13 protein-coding genes are annotated in these 17,233 nt (G+C 62.1%); 7 read left to right on the forward strand and 6 right to left on the reverse strand.

Translation table 11 applies throughout. The features are described from left to right. Positions 1–98: 98 nt before the first annotated feature. From ACNAOH_RS04780 to ACNAOH_RS04795, 4 genes are read left to right on the forward strand one after another with little or no spacing between them, the layout of a single operon-like run. The gene (locus tag ACNAOH_RS04780; protein ID WP_443971621.1) at positions 99–1,316 is read left to right on the forward strand and encodes an iron-containing alcohol dehydrogenase; all 1,218 of its coding nucleotides are present in this window, start codon (positions 99–101) and stop codon (positions 1,314–1,316) included. A 22-nt stretch (positions 1,317–1,338) separates the two neighbouring features. Then, positions 1,339–2,814 carry an NAD-dependent succinate-semialdehyde dehydrogenase gene (locus tag ACNAOH_RS04785; RefSeq protein WP_443971622.1) on the forward strand — a complete coding sequence of 492 codons (1,476 nt, stop codon included), beginning with the start codon at positions 1,339–1,341 and terminating at the stop codon, positions 2,812–2,814. Between the two features lie 58 nt (positions 2,815–2,872). Then, positions 2,873–4,969: an outer membrane protein assembly factor BamB family protein gene (locus tag ACNAOH_RS04790; RefSeq protein WP_443971623.1), complete on the forward strand. Its 2,097-nt coding sequence runs from the start codon at positions 2,873–2,875 to the stop codon at positions 4,967–4,969. Next, the gene (locus ACNAOH_RS04795) at positions 4,966–5,421 is read left to right on the forward strand and encodes a c-type cytochrome (protein ID WP_443971624.1); all 456 of its coding nucleotides are present in this window, start codon (positions 4,966–4,968) and stop codon (positions 5,419–5,421) included. The genes ACNAOH_RS04790 and ACNAOH_RS04795 overlap by 4 nt, the downstream gene beginning before the upstream one ends. Before the next feature lie 26 nt (positions 5,422–5,447). Here the strand turns inward: ACNAOH_RS04795 and ACNAOH_RS04800 are convergent, their stop codons facing one another. Next, a complete protein-coding gene (locus ACNAOH_RS04800) occupies positions 5,448–6,230 on the reverse strand; it encodes an enoyl-CoA hydratase (RefSeq protein ID WP_443971625.1) in 783 nt (260 codons plus the stop codon). Next, positions 6,227–7,414: a CaiB/BaiF CoA transferase family protein gene (locus ACNAOH_RS04805; protein ID WP_443971626.1), complete on the reverse strand. Its 1,188-nt coding sequence runs from the start codon at positions 7,412–7,414 to the stop codon at positions 6,227–6,229. Before ACNAOH_RS04805 ends, ACNAOH_RS04800 begins: the two co-directional genes overlap by 4 nt. Before the next feature lie 177 nt (positions 7,415–7,591). Here ACNAOH_RS04805 and ACNAOH_RS04810 point away from each other — a divergent pair, with 177 nt between their 5' ends. Together ACNAOH_RS04810 and ACNAOH_RS04815 are read left to right on the forward strand one after the other, a co-directional pair. Next, entirely contained in the window at positions 7,592–9,484 is a 1,893-nt protein-coding gene (locus tag ACNAOH_RS04810; protein ID WP_443971627.1) for an outer membrane protein assembly factor BamB family protein, read from the forward strand. Between the two features lie 9 nt (positions 9,485–9,493). Then, complete coding sequence (locus tag ACNAOH_RS04815) at positions 9,494–9,886, forward strand: hypothetical protein (RefSeq protein WP_443971628.1); 393 nt, start codon at positions 9,494–9,496, stop codon at positions 9,884–9,886. A gap of 96 nt (positions 9,887–9,982) precedes the next feature. On the opposite strand, the gene ACNAOH_RS04820 is transcribed toward ACNAOH_RS04815, so the two are convergent. The 3 genes from ACNAOH_RS04820 to ACNAOH_RS04830 form a co-directional block, all read right to left on the reverse strand. Continuing rightward, positions 9,983–10,948: an SMP-30/gluconolactonase/LRE family protein gene (locus ACNAOH_RS04820; RefSeq protein ID WP_443972047.1), complete on the reverse strand. Its 966-nt coding sequence runs from the start codon at positions 10,946–10,948 to the stop codon at positions 9,983–9,985. A 152-nt stretch (positions 10,949–11,100) separates the two neighbouring features. Then, complete coding sequence (locus tag ACNAOH_RS04825; RefSeq protein WP_443971629.1) at positions 11,101–12,024, reverse strand: cupin domain-containing protein; 924 nt, start codon at positions 12,022–12,024, stop codon at positions 11,101–11,103. A 138-nt stretch (positions 12,025–12,162) separates the two neighbouring features. Further along, a complete protein-coding gene (locus ACNAOH_RS04830; RefSeq protein ID WP_443971630.1) occupies positions 12,163–12,657 on the reverse strand; it encodes a hypothetical protein in 495 nt (164 codons plus the stop codon). Positions 12,658–12,809: 152 nt separating this feature from the next. Between ACNAOH_RS04830 and ACNAOH_RS04835 the strand changes: the two genes are divergently transcribed. Then, positions 12,810–13,820 (forward strand): cupin domain-containing protein, encoded by a 1,011-nt coding sequence (locus ACNAOH_RS04835; protein ID WP_443971631.1) that lies wholly within the window; start codon positions 12,810–12,812, stop codon positions 13,818–13,820. Between the two features lie 330 nt (positions 13,821–14,150). Here ACNAOH_RS04835 and ACNAOH_RS04840 read toward each other — a convergent pair whose 3' ends face one another. After that, positions 14,151–17,186: a TonB-dependent receptor domain-containing protein gene (locus ACNAOH_RS04840; protein ID WP_443971632.1), complete on the reverse strand. Its 3,036-nt coding sequence runs from the start codon at positions 17,184–17,186 to the stop codon at positions 14,151–14,153. Positions 17,187–17,233: the final 47 nt, after the last annotated feature.

The following is a 17,233-nucleotide window of genomic DNA, read 5'->3' on the forward strand; positions in this document are numbered from 1 at the left end:
TCGCTTCTGCTTCTTCGCAATGCCCCGGCCTCCGCCCGACGGCTCTTTTCTTTTCTCGAGATCAAGAACGGTACATCCAAGTGAACGAAATGGCTCCCATGTTTGGTGCACTGCGCCTTCCCCGCAGCATTCTTTTCGGGCGTGGCCAGCGAGCCGCGCTGGGATCGGCCGCCGCGCGGATCGGCAAGCGCGCGCTGCTCTGCACCGATGAGCGTCAGGCCGCTCAGCCCGAGTTCGCCGCGATGCTGGCGGATCTGGAAGCAAACGGCGTAGCGACGCGCGTGTTCGACGGCACCATCCCCGATCTGCCGCTGGGCTCGATCGAGGCGTGCGTGTCGCAGGTCAGCGACTTCGGCGCGGACATCGTGATCGGCGTTGGCGGCGGCAGCTCCATCGACATGGCGAAGGTCGTCGCGCTCATGCTGACCCATGGCGGCAGCGTACGCGACTATTATGGCGAGTTCGCTGTACCGGGGCCGATCATCCCGCTGATCGCCATTCCCACTACTTCCGGCACGGGATCTGAAGTCACGCCCGTCGCGGTGATTGCGGATGAAGAGCGCGGCGCCAAGGTCGGCATCGCCAGCCCGCACCTCATTCCGCAGGTCGCGATCTGCGATCCCGAACTGACCGTGACGTGCCCGCCTACCCTCACCGCCGTCTCGGGCAGCGATGCGATGACGCACGCTGTCGAAGCGTTCACCACGCTCGCCCGTCCGATCGACGCGATGCTGACCGAACAGCATGTGTTCGTGGGCAAGAATGTGCTCTCCGATCACATGGCGAAGCTCGCGGTCGGCAATCTGTTCAAGTATCTGGAGCGCGCCTATCGCGACGGCAGTGATGTCGAAGCACGCGAAGGCGTGATGCTCGCGGCGCTGGCTGCTGGTTGCGCTTTCGGTACGGCAGGCACGGCTGCGGCGCATGCGCTGCAATATCCGGTCGGCAATCTGACGCACACCGCGCATGGCGCTGGCGTGGCGACGCTGCTGCCCTTCGTCATGCAATATAACCGCCCGTCCTGCACAGAGGCATTTGCCGAGCTGGCGGATGTTGTGGGCCTCACCGGCGAAACGCCTACCGAGCGCGCGCAGGCATTTATCGACGCCGTGACCGAACTCTTTGCGAAGATCGGTATCCCCGAGACGCTCGAAGCGCTGGGCCTCAAAGCCGATCAGCAGGACTATGTCGCGGAATATTCGCTCAACGCTGCCCGTCTCGTGAAGAACAACCCCCGCCCCCTCGATCTCCCGGCGATGCAGGCGATTACACGCGCCGCCTTCTCGGGCGACAGGGCCTCACTGGAAACCATCTAACCCCATGAACAAGGCCACGCACATGACCGCCTTCACCTACACCACACCTTCCATCGAAGGCCCCTTCGCCATTCCCACTGGCCTCCTGATCGGAGACAAGTGGACTGAGGCGGCCAGCGGTGCGCGCATCGACATCGACAATCCCGCGACCGGAGAAATTCTGACATCGGTCGCCGATGGCGGCATCGAAGAAGGCATCGCAGCCGTGGACGCAGCAGCGGCTGCGGCGGCGGACTGGGCCGCCACCCCTGCTCGCAAGCGCGCGGAGATCCTGCTCGCCTGTTTCCATGCGATGATGGCGGAGCAGGAGTGGCTCGCCTATCTGATCTCGCTGGAAAACGGGAAGGCGATGAGCGACGCGCGGGGCGAAGTGGCCTATGCCGCCGAGTTCTTCCGCTGGTATGCCGAAGAGGCCGTGCGCATCAACGGCGAGTTCTATCATTCGCCGTCCGGCTCCAACCGCATCATGGTGCAGTATCAGCCGATCGGCGTGGCGCTGCTCATCACGCCGTGGAACTTCCCGGCGGCAATGGCGACCCGCAAGATCGCCCCTGCGCTGGCCGCGGGCTGCACCTGCGTCTTGAAGCCGGCAGCCGAGACCCCGCTGACCGCCCTTGCCGTCGCAGAGATCATGCGCCGCGCGGGCGTGCCGGCTGGCGTCGTCAACGTCGTCAACTCCAGCCAGCCCGGTCCGGTCTGCAGCGCGATCCTTCACGATCCGCGCGTTCGCAAGCTCAGCTTCACCGGGTCGACGCAGGTCGGCCGCATCCTCCTGCGTGAAGCGGCAGACACGGTGATTAGCTCCTCGATGGAATTGGGCGGAAACGCGCCGTTCCTGGTGCTCGACGATGCCGATCTCGATGCCGCGATCGAGGGCGCCATGATCGCCAAGATGCGCAATGCCGGTGAGGCCTGCACGGCCGCCAACCGTTTCTATGTTCAGCGCGGCATTCATGATCGCTTCGTCGAGAAGCTGGTCGAGCGGATGGCTGCACTCAAGGTCGGCCCCGGCACCGACAGCGCGACGCAATGTGGCGCGATGATCAACCAGAAGTCGATCGACAAGATCGAGCGGCTGGTTGGCGATGCCGTGGAAAAGGGCGCGGATGTTCGTCTCGGCGGCAAGACGCTCGAGGGCGCTGGCTTCTTCTATCCGCCCTCTGTCATAGCGAACGTCCAGCCCGGCTCAGCCATTCTCGATGACGAAGTGTTCGGCCCGGTCGCGGCAGTCATTCCGTTCGACGATATCGATGAGGCGATCAAGCTCGCCAACGCCACCGAATATGGCCTGGCTGGCTATGTCTATTCGGAAGACCTCAAAAAGGCTCTTCAGGTCGCAGAGCGGATTGAATGCGGCATGGTCGCAGTCAATCGTGGTCTGGTTTCCGACGCCGCAGCGCCCTTTGGTGGCGTCAAGCAGAGCGGTCTCGGACGGGAAGGCTCTCATCACGGCCTGATCGAATATTGTGAGGCGAAATACATCGCCGTCAGCTGGTGAAGCCGCGGGGGGCTCATTCCCCCGCGCACAATCAAACAAAGAGGAGCTCTAGGGCGCGATGGTTGAAGTCACGCGACGCACACTGCTGAATACGACGGCTGCTGCCATTGTCACGATGGGGCTCGGCGTGAAGGCGCGCGCTGTCGCGGCGACGCCAAAGGATGAGGGGCCCGATACCGAATGGCGGCACTATGCGGCCGATCAGGCCAATACCCGCTATTCGCCCCTCGCCCAGATCAATGCGGAGAACTTCAACGATCTCGAGATCGCCTGGAGCTTCAAGACCGACGCATTGGGCGCCCGCAAGGAATATCAGTTCGAGCCGACGCCGCTGCTGGTCAAGGGCAAGCTCTTCCTCACGGCCGGCTCCCGCCGGGCCTGCATCGCGCTGGACGCTGCGACGGGCGAACTGCTCTGGGTCCATCGCATCGATGAAGGCGAACGCGCGGCCAATTCGCCTCGCCAGCTATCCGGCCACGGCTGTTCTTATTGGACGGACGGCAAGATCGAGCGGATCCTTTACGTCACGATCGGCTATCAACTGGTGTCACTTGATGCCGCGACGGGCATCCCGGACCCCAATTTCGGCACGAACGGCATCGTCGATCTCAAAAAGAATTTCGACCAGGAAATCGATCTCGTCACGGCCGATGTCGGCCTGCATTCCACGCCGATGATCGCGCGGGATACCGTGGTGGTCGGCGCGGCTCATACGGCGGGAGACGTGCCCTCCGTCCGCAAGAACGTGAAAGGTTACATTCGCGGCTTCGATGTCCGCACCGGCACCCGCAAGTGGATTTTCCACACCATCCCCCGCAAGGGCGAATATGGCTATGATAGCTGGCTGAACGGCGATGCCGATGAAGCGGGCAATGCCGGCGCATGGGCACAGATGTCCGCTGACGAGGAACTGGGCCTCGTCTATGTCCCTGTAGAGCTGCCCACCGGCGATGAGGTCGGCATTTATCGCAAGGGCAATGCCCTTTTCGGCGAATCCCTCGTCGCCCTCGACATCGAGACCGGCCAGCGCAAATGGCATTACCAGTTCGTGCATCACGGCTTGTGGGATCACGATATTCCGTGCGCCCCAATCCTGTGCGACATTCCGGTCAAGGGCAAGATGGTGAAGGCGCTTGCGCAGCCCACCAAGCAGTCTTTCCTCTATGTGCTCAACCGGGAGACCGGCAAGCCGATCTGGCCGATCGTCGAGCGCAAGGTGGAAGCTGGCGACGTTCCAGGCGAATGGTATGCGCCTACCCAGCCCTTCCCGACCAAGCCGCCCGCCTATGACGTTCAGGGCGTCACGATCAACGACCTCATAGACTTCACGCCGGAACTCCGCGCGGAAGCCGTGGAGCTGGTGAAGAACTACAAGATCGGACCGCTCTTTACCCCGCCCGTGGTCAGCAAGCCGGGGCGCTGGGGCACGATCATGATGCCGGGCATTCAGGGCGGAACCAACTGGCCGGGCGGCTGCTACGATCCCGAGACCTTCACGGTCTACGTCTATTCCAAGAACCAGCCGGGCGTTGTGGGGATCATCCCTAACACGAACGAGCGCGTGTCGGAATTCGAACAGGTGCGCGGCCTCGCGGGGGTCGATGTCCGGCCTCAGCGTGCCATGGGCGCCGAAGGCTCCATGGGGCCGCCGCCTGGCGCCCCTCCCCCGGCGCAACCCCGCCCCGGCGGGCAAGGCAATGCCGGTCCTCGGCCGGGCTTCCTATCGGTGCAGGGCCTTCCGCTGATAAAGCCGCCTTATGGCCGGATCACAGCGATCGACCTCACCAAGGGTGATCTCAAATGGCAGATCGCGCATGGCGAGACGCCGGACAATATCCGCAACCATCCTGCCCTCAAGGGGTTGAAGATACCGCGTACCGGCCGGGCCGGAAATCTGGGTCCACTCGTGACCAAGACACTCGTCATCTGCGGCGAGGCGGGTTTCTACACGAACGAGTATGGCGTGCGCGGCGCAATGCTTCGCGCGTATGACAAGGGCACGGGCGAAGAAAAGGGCGCGGTCTATATGTCCGCCCCGCAAAGCGGCTCGCCCATGACGTATCGGTTGGCCGGCAGGCAATATATCGTCGTTGCGATCGGCGGCGGTAACTACAGCGCGGAGCTGGTCGCATACCGGCTCCCGGGAGTGGCATGATGATATCGACGAAGAAAAATTCGGGCGTGTGGCTTCTGGCTGCGTCAGCGGTGGTGTTTGGCGGCGCAGTCGTCACCAAGGCACAGCCGCCAGAGCGCTCAGTCTGGTCCGGCGTGTACACAGCTGAGCAGGCGGAGCGCGGCAAGCAGGCCTATGCCGAGCAGTGCGCTGCCTGCCACGGCGACGCGCTTGGCGGCATCGACGTGGCGCCGCCGCTTACCGGCGCGACCTTCCTCAACAACTGGAACAATACGTCTGCGGGCGATCTCTTCTCCCGCATCAAGACGACGATGCCGCTGAATGCGCCCGACAGCCTGAGCGGCCGCACCGTGGCCGATATCGAAGCCTACATGTTCCAGGCTAACGGTTTTCCGGCAGGCGAAGTGGCTTTGCCGCCCAGCCAGCCGATGATGGCTGGCGTCAAGATCCAGGCGCAGAAGCCTGGCGGCTGATTACGAACGAATGAGGGCGGGCGCGCTTAGGCGCCCGTCCATTCCGGCAATTTCTTGGTCCGCGCGAGGAAATCACTCACACCGCGACGGAAATCGGCGCTGCCATAGACGAGCGCGATCAGATCCTCGACATCCGGCAAGTTACCGAGCGTCATCTTGCGGATCATTTCCTTGGTAACGCGCGTGGTAAGGGGCGCATTTTCCGCTGCACGAGCGCAAAGCGTTGCCACCTCCTCCTCAATGGCATCCGGCTCCACGATCTTGAGCAGGAAGCCGCTGTCCAGCAGTTGATCGGCCGTCAGGAACTCGCCCAGCAGCACCATGCGCTTGGCGAACTGTACACCCACCGCCGCGCCGATCCGCGCTGCGCTGGCCGCCGAAAGGCAATTGCCGATCGTCCGCCCAATCGGCGAGCCGAACTTGGCATCCGGCGTTGCAATGCGGAAATCGCAAGCGGCCGAGATGTTAAGCCCACCACCGACAGCCCAGCCCTCTACGATCGCGATGGTCGTGCAGGGGATTTCGTCCAGCGCCCCCATGCACTCGTCGATCCCGCGCTCATAGTCGACGCCCTGCTGACCCGTTTCATAGTCAGCGAACTTCGAGATGTCCGTGCCCGAGATGAACGCCTTGCCACCCGTGCCGCGAAAGGTCGCGACGCGAATGGAGGGGTCGGCGGCGATGGCGCGCGCCGTGTCCCGCAAGTCGAGCCACATCTGGCTGGTCAGCGCGTTGAACGCGGCGGGGTTGTCGAAACGGATATGCGCTGCGCTGCCGCTCCGCTCGAAGACGATGCGCGGCTCGCTCATTCCGCGGCCTCGCTGGCCGGCGCGAGCAGACCCTTCTCAATCAATTCACGCCGAATCTCGTCCCCATGCTCGTTGAGCAGCGGCGGGCCCATCCGTACCTGCTGCGGCGTGCCGCGCATCTTGACCGGGAAGCCCAGCGCCTTGAACTCGCCTTCGACCGGGTGCGGAATCATCTGCACCATCTCACGAGCGATCGCCTGCTCGCTGTTCACGGCCTCTCCATAGTCGAGGATCGGGGCAGCGGGCACGCCAGCGGCGAGCAGCGCGTCGATCCATTCGTCCTTGGTGCGGGTGAGGAAAGTGGGCGCCAGGCTCTCGATCAGCGAGATCCGGTTCTCTACGCGCAAGGCATTGCTCGAATAGCGCGGGTCTTCCTGCAACTCCTCGCGGCCAAGCACCTTGAGGAAGGTAAGCCACAGACCCTGATTGGCCGCGCCGAAGACGAACCAGCCATCGGACGCCATCACCGCCTGATAAGGCACGGACATGCGATTGGCGGAACCGATCGGGGCTGGCGGCTTGCCGGTGCCCCAATATTCCGTCGTCTCCCAGATCGAGAGGCCCAGTGCCGCCTCAAGCAGCGAGGCGTCGATATACTGGCCCTTGCCGGACGTTTGACGACCTATGATCGCACTCAGAATGCCGTATGCGGCAAACATGCCCGCGCCGAGATCAGCGACGGAGATCGAATTCTTGGCCGGCTCCATGCCGGGGAAACCGTTTGAGCTGAGAATGCCCGACATGGCCTGGGCGATCAGATCAAAACCCGGACGCTGCGCCCAGGGGCCGGTCTGGCCGAAGCCGGAGATGCTGGCGTAGACGAGACGCGGATTGATCGCAGCCAAAGTATCGTAATCGATGCCGAGACGCTTGGTCGCACCGGGCCGCGAATTCTCGACCACAACGTCCGCCGTCTTGGCGAGCGCGTACACGATTTCACGGTCGGCCTCGTCTTTCAGATTCAGCGCGATGCTGCGCTTGTTGCGGTTCAGCGCAAGAAATCCGGGACTGTCTTCACCCTTTAAGCGAAAACCCATTGACGTGCGTGTCGAATCCCCGACTTTGGGTTCGATCTTGATCACATCGGCGCCCATGTCGCCCAGCAACATGCAGCAGAACGGGCCGGCCATGACCTGCGAAATATCGAGAACCCTGATCCCGGCCAGCGGAAGCGTCGTCATCATCCATCTCCACATATAACAAGGCGGAGCAAAGGAGCATGCGGTCCGCCCTGATCATATTGTATATGATCCGCAGGCTTGGTAGCATTATTGTTCACGGGGGACAACGAACCAGCTGCGAGGTTTTTTGCGCGGCCGGCAATTGGGAGAGAATGGTTGAAAAGCAAAGACTTGGGCCGGATGAAATCTGTTCTGGCGGGTGGCGCGCTCATCAGCGCGATTATGTGCGCAACGCCGGGACTCGCCCAGTCCAAGGGCGACTGGAGCAGCTATGGCCGGGACGAAAGTCATGCCCGTAACTCTCCTTTGCGCGAGATCACGCCTGCAAACGTGACCAAGCTGAAAAAAATCTGGTCCTATCACATGCGTCCCGCGGGCACGCAGGGTGAGAATATTCCGATCCCCGATGGCGTGCCGCAGCGCTTCCGGACAGGCTTCTCCGCATCCGAAGCGACGCCCATCGTGGTCAACGGCGTCATGTATGTCGCCACGCCCTATCGCCGCGTCGTCGCTCTGGACGCAGCCAACGGCACTGAGCTGTGGTCTTTCTCTCTTCCCAACAACGATCAGCCCTCGACGCGCGGTGTCGCTTACTGGCCCGGCACCAAGGGAACAGGCGCGCGCATCGTGTTCGGCACGCGCACCGGCAAGCTCTTTGCGCTCGATGCGACCACCGGAAAGCCCGTCGCGGGCTTCGGCGTGGAAGGCGCCGTCGACATGAAGACGCCTGAGGTGATGAACGGCATGCCGCGCGCGCCCCTCGGCATGAGCAGCCCGCCCGCCATCTACAAGAACCTCATCATCACGGGTTCGCGCGTGCAGGAGAACCCAATTAAGGGTGCCGCTGGCGACGTGCGTGCATGGGACGCCGTCACTGGTAAGCTCGTGTGGACGTTCAAGACCATTCCGCAGCCGGGCGACAAGAATTTCGGCACCTGGGAAGGCGACAGCTGGAAGAACCGTTCAGGCATGAACGTGTGGACCTTCGTGGTGGTCGACGACAAGCGCGGCATTGCCTATCTCCCCGTCGCGGCGCCTACCTTTGACCGCTGGGGCGGCGACCGGAAGGGTCAGAACCTGTACGGGAACTCGATCGTTGCGGTGAACGCGAAGACGGGCAAGTATCTCTGGCACTTCCAGACCGTTCATCACGACATCTGGGACGTGGACATCCCCGTCGCCACTCTGGTCGATGTGAAGCGCGGTGGGCGCACGATCCCGGCGATCGTTGTGATGAACAAGATGTCGATCATGTTCATTCTCGACCGCGTGACTGGCAAGCCGCTCTATGACGTGACTGAAGTGCCCGTGCCGACCGAGACGGACGCGCCGGGCGAGCAGCCCTGGCCGACACAGCCGTTCCCGTCCAAGCCCGAGCCGCTCACCCGCCTCAGCTGGAACGCAGATGAGATCATCGCCGGCCCGCCGGAAGTGCGGCAGCGCTGCGAGAAGATGATCGCCGACTTCCAGATCGTACCGAGCAAAATGTTCCAGCCGCTGCGGGTGGATTCAGCCGTTAACTTCTTCCCCGGCAGCCTCGGCGGCTCCGATTGGGGTGGCGGCGCTTTCGATCCTGCCACCGGCCTCTACGTCATCAACCTCAACCAGCTCGCCAGCCCGCAGCAGCTGGGTCTGCAGCCTGATGGCAGCTATGGCCTGAAGCGTGGCTACGCCTACTTCCAGGATCCCGAGACGGGCACTCCCTGCCACAATGGCAAGGCGGGCGAACTGGTCGCGGTGAACGTGAACACAGGCGATGTCGCATGGCGCTCTACGCTGGGAACGAACGACGACCCTGCCCTGAAGGACATGGGCGTTTTGAGTGCGGGTGGTCCGATTACGACAGCCAGCGGTCTCACGTTCATCGGAGGGACACGTGATTCGATGTTTCGTGCGTTTGACACGAAGACCGGCAAGGAGCTGTGGAGTGATAAGCTGCCTGCATCGAGTTACGGCACGCCTATGACCTACGGCACCAAGTCCGGCAAACAACTGGTCGCGGTCGTCGCCACGGGCGGCTTCGCATCTCAGCCGGCCACGGCAGACGAAGTCGTCGTATACGGCCTCGAATAAGGAACCGGAATGTTGAGCAAGTTTGCGTTACCTCTTGCTGCGGCTGCCCTTGCAGCCGCAGCGTTCAGCTCCTTCTCCGCTGTTGCCCAGCCGGCAGGCGCTGCGCCTGGTCCGGTGGCAACGCCGGGCGCGCCCCCACCAGGACCGGGCCTGGATCTGATCAACGAGCGGTGTGGCTTCTGCCACACGACCGCGCAGGTCTTCGTGGAGAAGCCGGCAGGCGAGTGGGCTGTGGTCGTTCAGTCGATGATTGATCGCGGTGCCGAACTCGAGCCGGCAGAGCAGAAGACGGTAACCGACTATCTGAATGCTCATTACACGACGGGCGGCGGCGCATCCGGGAAGCCGACTTCCGGCGGAGCGATGAAGGATGCGGGGCCGCCCACGCCACATATCAACTGAATTCCGGATCCTGCTTTCCGGATGCGAAGACGGGAAAAGAAAGGGGCGGCCGCTTATGCGACCGCCCCCTTTTTATTTGATCACAGATCGTCTCTCTCAGCGACTATAGCGGGGCATCAGCCCGAGAACCTTGAGCTTCACGCGATAGACGCTCGCCGAAGAGGTGATGTAAACGCTCTTGCCATCATCCCCAAAAGCGAGGTTCGCTGTCTGGGCAGGCATGCGGAGGCGGCCAAGGACCTTGCCCTGCGGCGTCATGATCCAAAGACCTCCCGGACCCGTCGCCCAGATATTGCCCTTGCTGTCGACCTTCATGCCGTCAGCGCCGCCGCGGCCGTCGCGCGGATAGTCGATAACTGTCCGCTTGCCCGAAAGCGCGCCACCGGCACCCACCGTGTAGGCATAAATGGAGCCGGGCTCGCCATAGTTGCTGACATAGAGTGTCTTCCCGTCCGGCGAGAACGCAATGCCATTGGGCAGAGGAAGGTCGGTAATTACTGGCGTCAGCTTGCCCGCAGCGTAACGGAACACACCACTATAGGCGAGTTCCTTGGCGGGATCCTTGTCCATGCCGTTGAACAGGCCAAAAGGCGGATCAGTGAACCATATCGCCCCGTCCGGCGCGACGACGAGATCGTTCGGGCTGTTGAGGCGCTTGCCTTCATAATCGGAAACGACAGCCGTAACTTTACCCTGCGCGTCCAGCCGAGCGATCCGGCGTGCACCCATCTGTGCCATCAGGATGCTGCCGTCCTTGTCCGGCACGAGCCCGTTTGATCCGATGTTCGCGCCCTTGGGCGGGTTGGGATAGCCGCCGGAATTGTCCAGCACCACTTCGACCTTGCCGCTCGCGTCGACGGTCCGCAATTTGTCGCCAGTGACGTCCGAGAACCAGAGCTTGCCCTTGTGCCATACCGGCCCTTCGGTGAAGCTGAAGCCAGTCGCAACCTGTTCGATCGGGGTATTGACGTCGATGAGTGCATCGAGCGCGGGATCGAGCCGCTCGATCTTCGGCGCTGCGACGGGGGCAGCCGGCTGCGCATAAGCCGCAGGTGCCATCATCACGACGATTGCCGTCGCCGCTGTTCCTAACCCTCGCCCAAATCCTCGCATACTCACTCCTTGATACTTGCTGATGTCCGGACGCCGCCCTTCTGGACAAGCATCCGGGAGCGGCAGGCCAATATGATCGGCCCGCAACCCTGTGCCTCTTATCAGTTCCGGCGCGGTATCGTCGCCTTGACGAACTCCGCTTTGGCTTCGAGATCCTTGGCGATGCCCAGGACCATCAGTTCCAGAGGCTCCGTGCCGGTCGAGCGGATCGCGCGGGTCTGGCTGACATCGACCGGGACGGCGTCGCCCTTGCTGATCCGAACGGTCTCCCCGTTCACCGTGGCCTCACCGCTTCCGCCCATGACGTAGAAGACTTCGCTCATGGCCTGAAACGGCTGAGCGCCAATGCTGGTGCCGGCCGGCATGAGGAGATGATCGACATAGCTCCAGGGCGTGCGGAAGACGCTGGGATCAAGGGCGCGCCGATACATGACCTGCCCCTGCCCGCCGTCCTTGCCGGTTACCGCTTTGAGCAGCGCGCGGTCGAGCCGCATCGTCATGAACTGGGGAATCGGATCGAGCGGCACGCCTACGCGTGGGTCGCCCAGATCGAACGCGTCATAGGTCTTCCCCATGCCGACATTGATATTCAACCACCGAAGCGGCTTGTCTGTCGCGTTGTAGATCGCATGGGCGTGGCCCATCTGGTCCGGCGCGCCTGCCGGTCCCTTGATGGTCGAGGTACGGCCATCCACGGTGAATTGCGCCTCGCCGTCGAGAATGACGAACATCTCTTCGCACGTATTGTGGAAATGCTGGCCGATTCCGCTCTTGGGCTGGATCTCACCCGCGTGAAGGAACATGAGATTGGTGCTCAGCGCATTGGCATTCAGCACAGCGCCGAAGCGCATCTTGCCGGCCCCGGCGTGAACATTGCTCAGCTCGCGCATCTTCGAGAGATCAGTGTGACCGATCCGCTGCTCGAGGGTCTGGTTCTGCGTCGGCTGGGGCTGAGGTTGAGCCATAGCCGGCCCAGCCATCGCGCCCAGCGCCACACACATCATAAGTCCGGAAATTCGTGCCATAAACTCTCCCTTCGCAGCGGCCGGCTGGGGCCGGTCTTTGGGAAGGGTTATAGTCGGGTTGCAGCGAAATCCTATAGGATTATTTCGGCCGCGTTCCGCCCTCGCACCTCGCTAATCAGCCATCTTGAGAGCGCGGGCTTACCGGGAGGGACGCGACAGGCGTACAGTGATCGAATCGCCGTTCTTCATATCGAGGAACGTGTTGCCGAATCCGCCGCGACGGAATGTAACGGTTTCACCGACGACTGGCGGCGTCACATTGTTTACCGTCGTGTCGAACACGCGGCCATCGGCAAGCTGGATGCGGAACCGGCCATAACGCAGACGCGTAACCACGGCGACCTCACCGAAAGGATCTGCCTTCACCGCCTCCTTCGTCGTCGTCGTTCCTCCCGAAGGCGCGGTCGCCATGGGAGCAGGAGCGACCGGCGCGCTCGTGGACGGACGGGAGGGCGCCGGAGCGGCCGAAGACGGCGAACCGGGGGGCGTCTGATCGCGCGTGTCATAGCAGGCCAGTCGCGCAGCAGGATCAGTGATAGCGCGGCAATCGGTTTGCTGAGCGGAAGCCTGGACCGAGACGCCCATTGCGAGCGCAGCGGCTACTCCGAAAGCGGCTTTGTTGACAAACGACATCAGTAATCATCCTCTCCGGCACACGGCCATCCACTGCGCCTATGTGTTGCATATTGAATTGACCGGCAAGGGCATATCCTATCATATAGGATAAACGCTCGATTGAGCGGGCGAGGGAGAGGACAAAGATGAAATCAAAATGGTTGCGTGCCATGACAGGCGCACTGACGTTAAGCGTGGCATTGGGATCGGTGGCAGCTAACGGCCAGACCCCACCCGCCCCCCCCGCGCCCGCAGGCGGTGCCGCCGCGCCGGGTGGCCCACCGGCTGGCGCCGCGCCGCGCCGCTTCACGCCGCCGCCGCCCATGCGTTTCTGGACGCCGAAAAAGACTCCCTACGCCGCCTACACCGCGCCGAACCGGCCCTGGTGGAAGCTCTCGGATGTGCTCGCGATGCATAAAGGCCAGAAGAGCTGGTCGCAGCCGATCATCCGGAACAAGGATATCGTCGCCGACTGGCACCAGATCGCGCCGGGCGAGAAGACCGAGGCCGTTGCTTATTCCGACAATCGCACGGCGATCATTGTCTGGAGCGGCGAGGCCAAGGTAACGATGGAAGGTCAGGAACCCTTCATCGCGCGCAAAGGCTTCGAGATCAACGTGCCTTATCGCGTGCCCTTCACACTGGAGACGGTCGGTAACGAACCGGCGCTCTACTTCGAGGTTCATGCTGCGGCGGATATGCCGCTCTATCCGGTCGAGACCACCACGACCAAGCCTAAACCAGCCAATGGCTTTGTCTATGAGGAGCGCCTCGGGACGGGCGGGCGCGGCGGCTTTGACGACAAGAACAAGCCCTATCTCGACTATTACAAGGATGTGGTGGAAGGCGGCGGCCGCCCTGGTGCGTTCATCGCCACGCAGCACCTGTTCGTGAACAATATTCGCGGTCGCGGCACCGAGACGCCGCCGCCCTCAAACCTAGGCCATTTCCACGTCGGCTATGACGAGTTCTGGTTCGTGATGGAGGGCAATGTCACGCTTCAGGTGGAGGGCGAGAAGGTGTTTACCGCGTCCGCCGGCGACATCATCACGGCCGCGCAGGGGCGCTGGCACCGTGCCAGCTTCGGCGGCCCGGTGGGCCAGATGGGCACGCGCGTCGCCATTAACCCCTATCCGGAAGGTCTCCACGCCTACACGGTCGAATCCGGCGCTCGGCAGTAAGTCGAAGCGCTCTCGCTGGCCTGTGCACTCTGTCATAGGCCAGCCTTCTGGGTGATAAGAAGCCGCCAGGTGAAAATCTGGCGGCTTTTTCTTTGCGAGCACCACGGCGCACGATCAATATCTCGTCGCCAGTGACCGGGGGCTGGCCCCCGCCCTTCCCATCTCTCGCGTGGTTCATGGCGCCAATCCTGCCTGCCCCGACGCGTTTCAGTCTAAATACGAAACCGGCGCCACAACACTCTTGCTGGGCGCCGGAATCGACAGAAAGTCGAAACAATAAGGCCGCCCTTCAGCGTTAAACCGAAGGGCGGCCCAGGAGGATGTTACAGATCAGAGCTTGATACGAGCACCGATCGAGATGATCCGACCCAGCGGGTTGGACACGAAGGAGTTGTAACCAAAGCCTGCGCCGGTGATGCCGCCCACGTTACCGTTGTAGAACGGCGGGTCACGATCGAACAGGTTCTGAACGTCGGCATAGACCTGCCAGCCCTTCATAATGCTGTCGCCACCGATCGTGTACTGCAGGTGGAGGTCGAACACATGGTTCGGGCTGACATAGTCGCCGCCGCCATTCGGGTTGCCGTTCGCATCGCGAGTGATCACCGCAACCGACTGGCTACCCCAGTTCCGGTAAGAACCCGTGTAGTTCCAGAAAATGTCAGCCGCGAAGCCACCCATCTCCCAACCGAACTGCGCACGGTTCTTGAACTGAACCGACGGGAAGGTCGTATTGTAGCCGGAGGTGTTCAGGATCGAGAAGTCCTCTGCACCAGCGAACGCCTGACGGAACTTCGTGAAGTAGGTCAGAGCCGTACCCACGGTGAACCGGCCGATACCGGTTTCCTGCGTACGGTAGCTGAACGACGCGTCGATACCCTCAACTTTCAGATCCAACGCGTTACGCACTGACTGATCGATCAGGTAGGCCGTAACGAGCGGGACAGTGCTGCCAATGACCGAGCCGTTGGCTACGTTTCCGAAGGTATTGATCTGATCAGCCGTACAACCCGTGGGCTGGGTGCAGAGCGTCAGCAGGTTACGAAGACCAGCCGAAGCCGTGATCGCTGCCGGGCTGGGCGAGCTCACACCACCGATGAAGGTGTTGTGGAAGAAAGTCACCGCACCCATGAAGCCAGGCAGGAAGCGCGGCGCCAGATCGACACCGACCGACCAGCTGCGGCCCCGCTGCGGGGTCACGCCAACCAGACCACCGCCGAGCTGACGACGCAGTGCGCCGACAGCATCGCCGTTGGCAGCCTGACCGCCACCAATATTACAGATCTGGGTCGCTGCGGTGCAGGGCGTAGCCGTTGCGTTGCCATTCGCATCGACGACGCGGGCACCCGGCACGTTGATGACATTCGGGAAGGCAGAAACAGGAAGGTTGATCGTACCTGTCGTGCCCACAGAACCCGAAGCATAGAGATAACCTTGCGACGGATCACCGATCACAGCGATCGGCGGTGCCACGAAGGCCTTCGAGTAGTTACCACGCAGCTTGAGGCCCGGCACGACTTCCCAGTTCGCAGCGAACTTGGGATTGGTCGTGTCACCCACGTCGCTGAACTTATCGTAACGGCCAGCGATCGAGAGATCGAACTTGTAGATGAACGGGATTTCCATCTCCGGGCTCACGACCGGAACATAAAGCTCGCCGTAGAACGACTTCACGTCGCGCTTATATTCATAGTTGCGGTAGCTTGCGCCAGTTGTCGTCGGGCCAGTGTTATTGCCGCCGATGAACTTCTGCTGCTGATCCTGCCAGTAATACTCACCGCCGATTGCGACGCGAACATCGCCACCGGGTAGTTCGAACAGCGAGCCCTGCAGATCGAGCTTCATCTGGTTGAACTGGTTGAGGTTCGTATTGCCGGAGTCGTTCGAGTAGAGCGAACGCTGGACCGCCGCAGACGTCCGGTTGCTCGGGTCGTTGAGCGGACGCCACACGTCGATTGCATTCGCCGTCGTGAGGGGCAGATTCAGCGCAATCACGCTTTGGCCTGAAACAGCCGACGCATTGACGTTACCGTTTTGCGTCGTGCCATTGAGCGCGAGGTTGGCGCAGGCACCGCAGAAAGTATTCAGCGCGTCTGTTGCCGAACGGTTCCAGCCGGCGGCGTCGCTGAAGGTCAGCGTCCACTTGTCGTTGATCTTGTAGCTCGCCTGGAAGGTCGCGTAGATCACGTCCGCCTGGGTGCGGGTATAGCCATAGTCGTTATCCGCACGAAGCGCGAGAACGTTGACGTTCTCGATCGTCGTCGTCGGTGCGCCAGCGGGCGCCAGGAAGAACGGGTTATATTGGGCAGGGAATCGGTTGTTCGCACCGCCAGTAGCACCCGTGCCATAGGCGAGCCCATTGATTGTGCCCGGCGCGCCCGGCGAATTGGTGCGCTGACGGTTGTAGTTCATGGTGAACTGCATCGACAGCTTGTCGGAGAAATCGTTGATAACCTTCATGTAGACGTTACCGCGACCCTGACCCGGCACCATCGTGCTGTAGACCGAGTTGTTACAGGGCGCGTTAGCGGCCGAGTTCGCAACTGAGGTCGTGGCTTGCGGACCGAGGAACACCCGGTTTGCAATACCCGAGTTCGCCAGACCGCCCTGCTGCTGGACGGTGATCGTCGCATTGGGGCAGGTGAAGCTCAGGTTGTTCGAACCACCCAGCGAACGATAGTCGCCACGGCTGGTGAACTCGCGCTCACGGTTCAGCAGCGTGTTCTGCTTGGACCAAGAACCGGCGATGTAGACGCCGCCCGAATCCCAGGTCGTGCCCCAAATCGCGTTGATAGCAGTGTTGCGGTAGCTCTTAGCGAAGCCCTGCTGGATATTCATATCGAAGCCATCGAATGTGCGCTTCGTGATGTAGTTCACCACGCCGGCGACGGCGTCCGAACCATAAGCCGTGGACGCGCCGTCCGCGAGAACTTCGACGCGCTGGATAGCGCTGACCGGAATGATGTTCGGATCGGTCTGGTTGAACTGCTGACCACCACCAGGAAGACGCAGGCCGTCCACGATCACCAGCGTCGTGTTGGACGACGAACCGGCAAGGCTGTGGATCTGCGGCGAATAATAGGAGAAGGCGTTCTCGCCCTGGGGGATCGAGCCTGCAGTCGAGATCGACGGAACGGTGTTAGTCAGCTGCGAGAGATTGACCGGAGCGGTCTTCTCGATCGTTTCCTGACCAACCGAAATAAGATTGGAACCCACCGGCGCAACGCCGCGAATGGCCGAACCGGTGACCACGATGTCCGGGTCAGCTGACTGGTTGGCAGACGTGATCGGCGTCGGCGACGCCGTCTCCTGAGCGTGCGCAGCACTGCCCATCGCCAGCGCGATAGCAACAACGCTGGAAGACACACTAATCCTATGGAAATTGCTCTTAAGCATACCTCTCCCCTTTAATT

The sequence above is a fragment of the Sphingobium sp. CR28 genome (assembly GCF_052327305.1).
Classification (GTDB): domain Bacteria; phylum Pseudomonadota; class Alphaproteobacteria; order Sphingomonadales; family Sphingomonadaceae; genus Sphingobium.

Coding starts and splice junctions, on each gene's coding strand:
- ACNAOH_RS04795 (WP_443971624.1), top strand. CDS start 4,966: ATGATGATATCGACGAAGAAAAATTCGGGCGTGTGGCTTCTGGCTGCG.
- ACNAOH_RS04800 (WP_443971625.1), bottom strand. CDS start 6,230: ATGAGCGAGCCGCGCATCGTCTTCGAGCGGAGCGGCAGCGCAGCGCAT.
- ACNAOH_RS04815 (WP_443971628.1), top strand. CDS start 9,494: ATGTTGAGCAAGTTTGCGTTACCTCTTGCTGCGGCTGCCCTTGCAGCC.
- ACNAOH_RS04835 (WP_443971631.1), top strand. CDS start 12,810: ATGACAGGCGCACTGACGTTAAGCGTGGCATTGGGATCGGTGGCAGCT.
- ACNAOH_RS04830 (WP_443971630.1), bottom strand. CDS start 12,657: ATGTCGTTTGTCAACAAAGCCGCTTTCGGAGTAGCCGCTGCGCTCGCA.
- ACNAOH_RS04825 (WP_443971629.1), bottom strand. CDS start 12,024: ATGGCACGAATTTCCGGACTTATGATGTGTGTGGCGCTGGGCGCGATG.
- ACNAOH_RS04810 (WP_443971627.1), top strand. CDS start 7,592: ATGAAATCTGTTCTGGCGGGTGGCGCGCTCATCAGCGCGATTATGTGC.
- ACNAOH_RS04790 (WP_443971623.1), top strand. CDS start 2,873: ATGGTTGAAGTCACGCGACGCACACTGCTGAATACGACGGCTGCTGCC.
- ACNAOH_RS04820 (WP_443972047.1), bottom strand. CDS start 10,948: ATGATGGCACCTGCGGCTTATGCGCAGCCGGCTGCCCCCGTCGCAGCG.
- ACNAOH_RS04780 (WP_443971621.1), top strand. CDS start 99: ATGTTTGGTGCACTGCGCCTTCCCCGCAGCATTCTTTTCGGGCGTGGC.
- ACNAOH_RS04805 (WP_443971626.1), bottom strand. CDS start 7,414: ATGATGACGACGCTTCCGCTGGCCGGGATCAGGGTTCTCGATATTTCG.
- ACNAOH_RS04785 (WP_443971622.1), top strand. CDS start 1,339: ATGACCGCCTTCACCTACACCACACCTTCCATCGAAGGCCCCTTCGCC.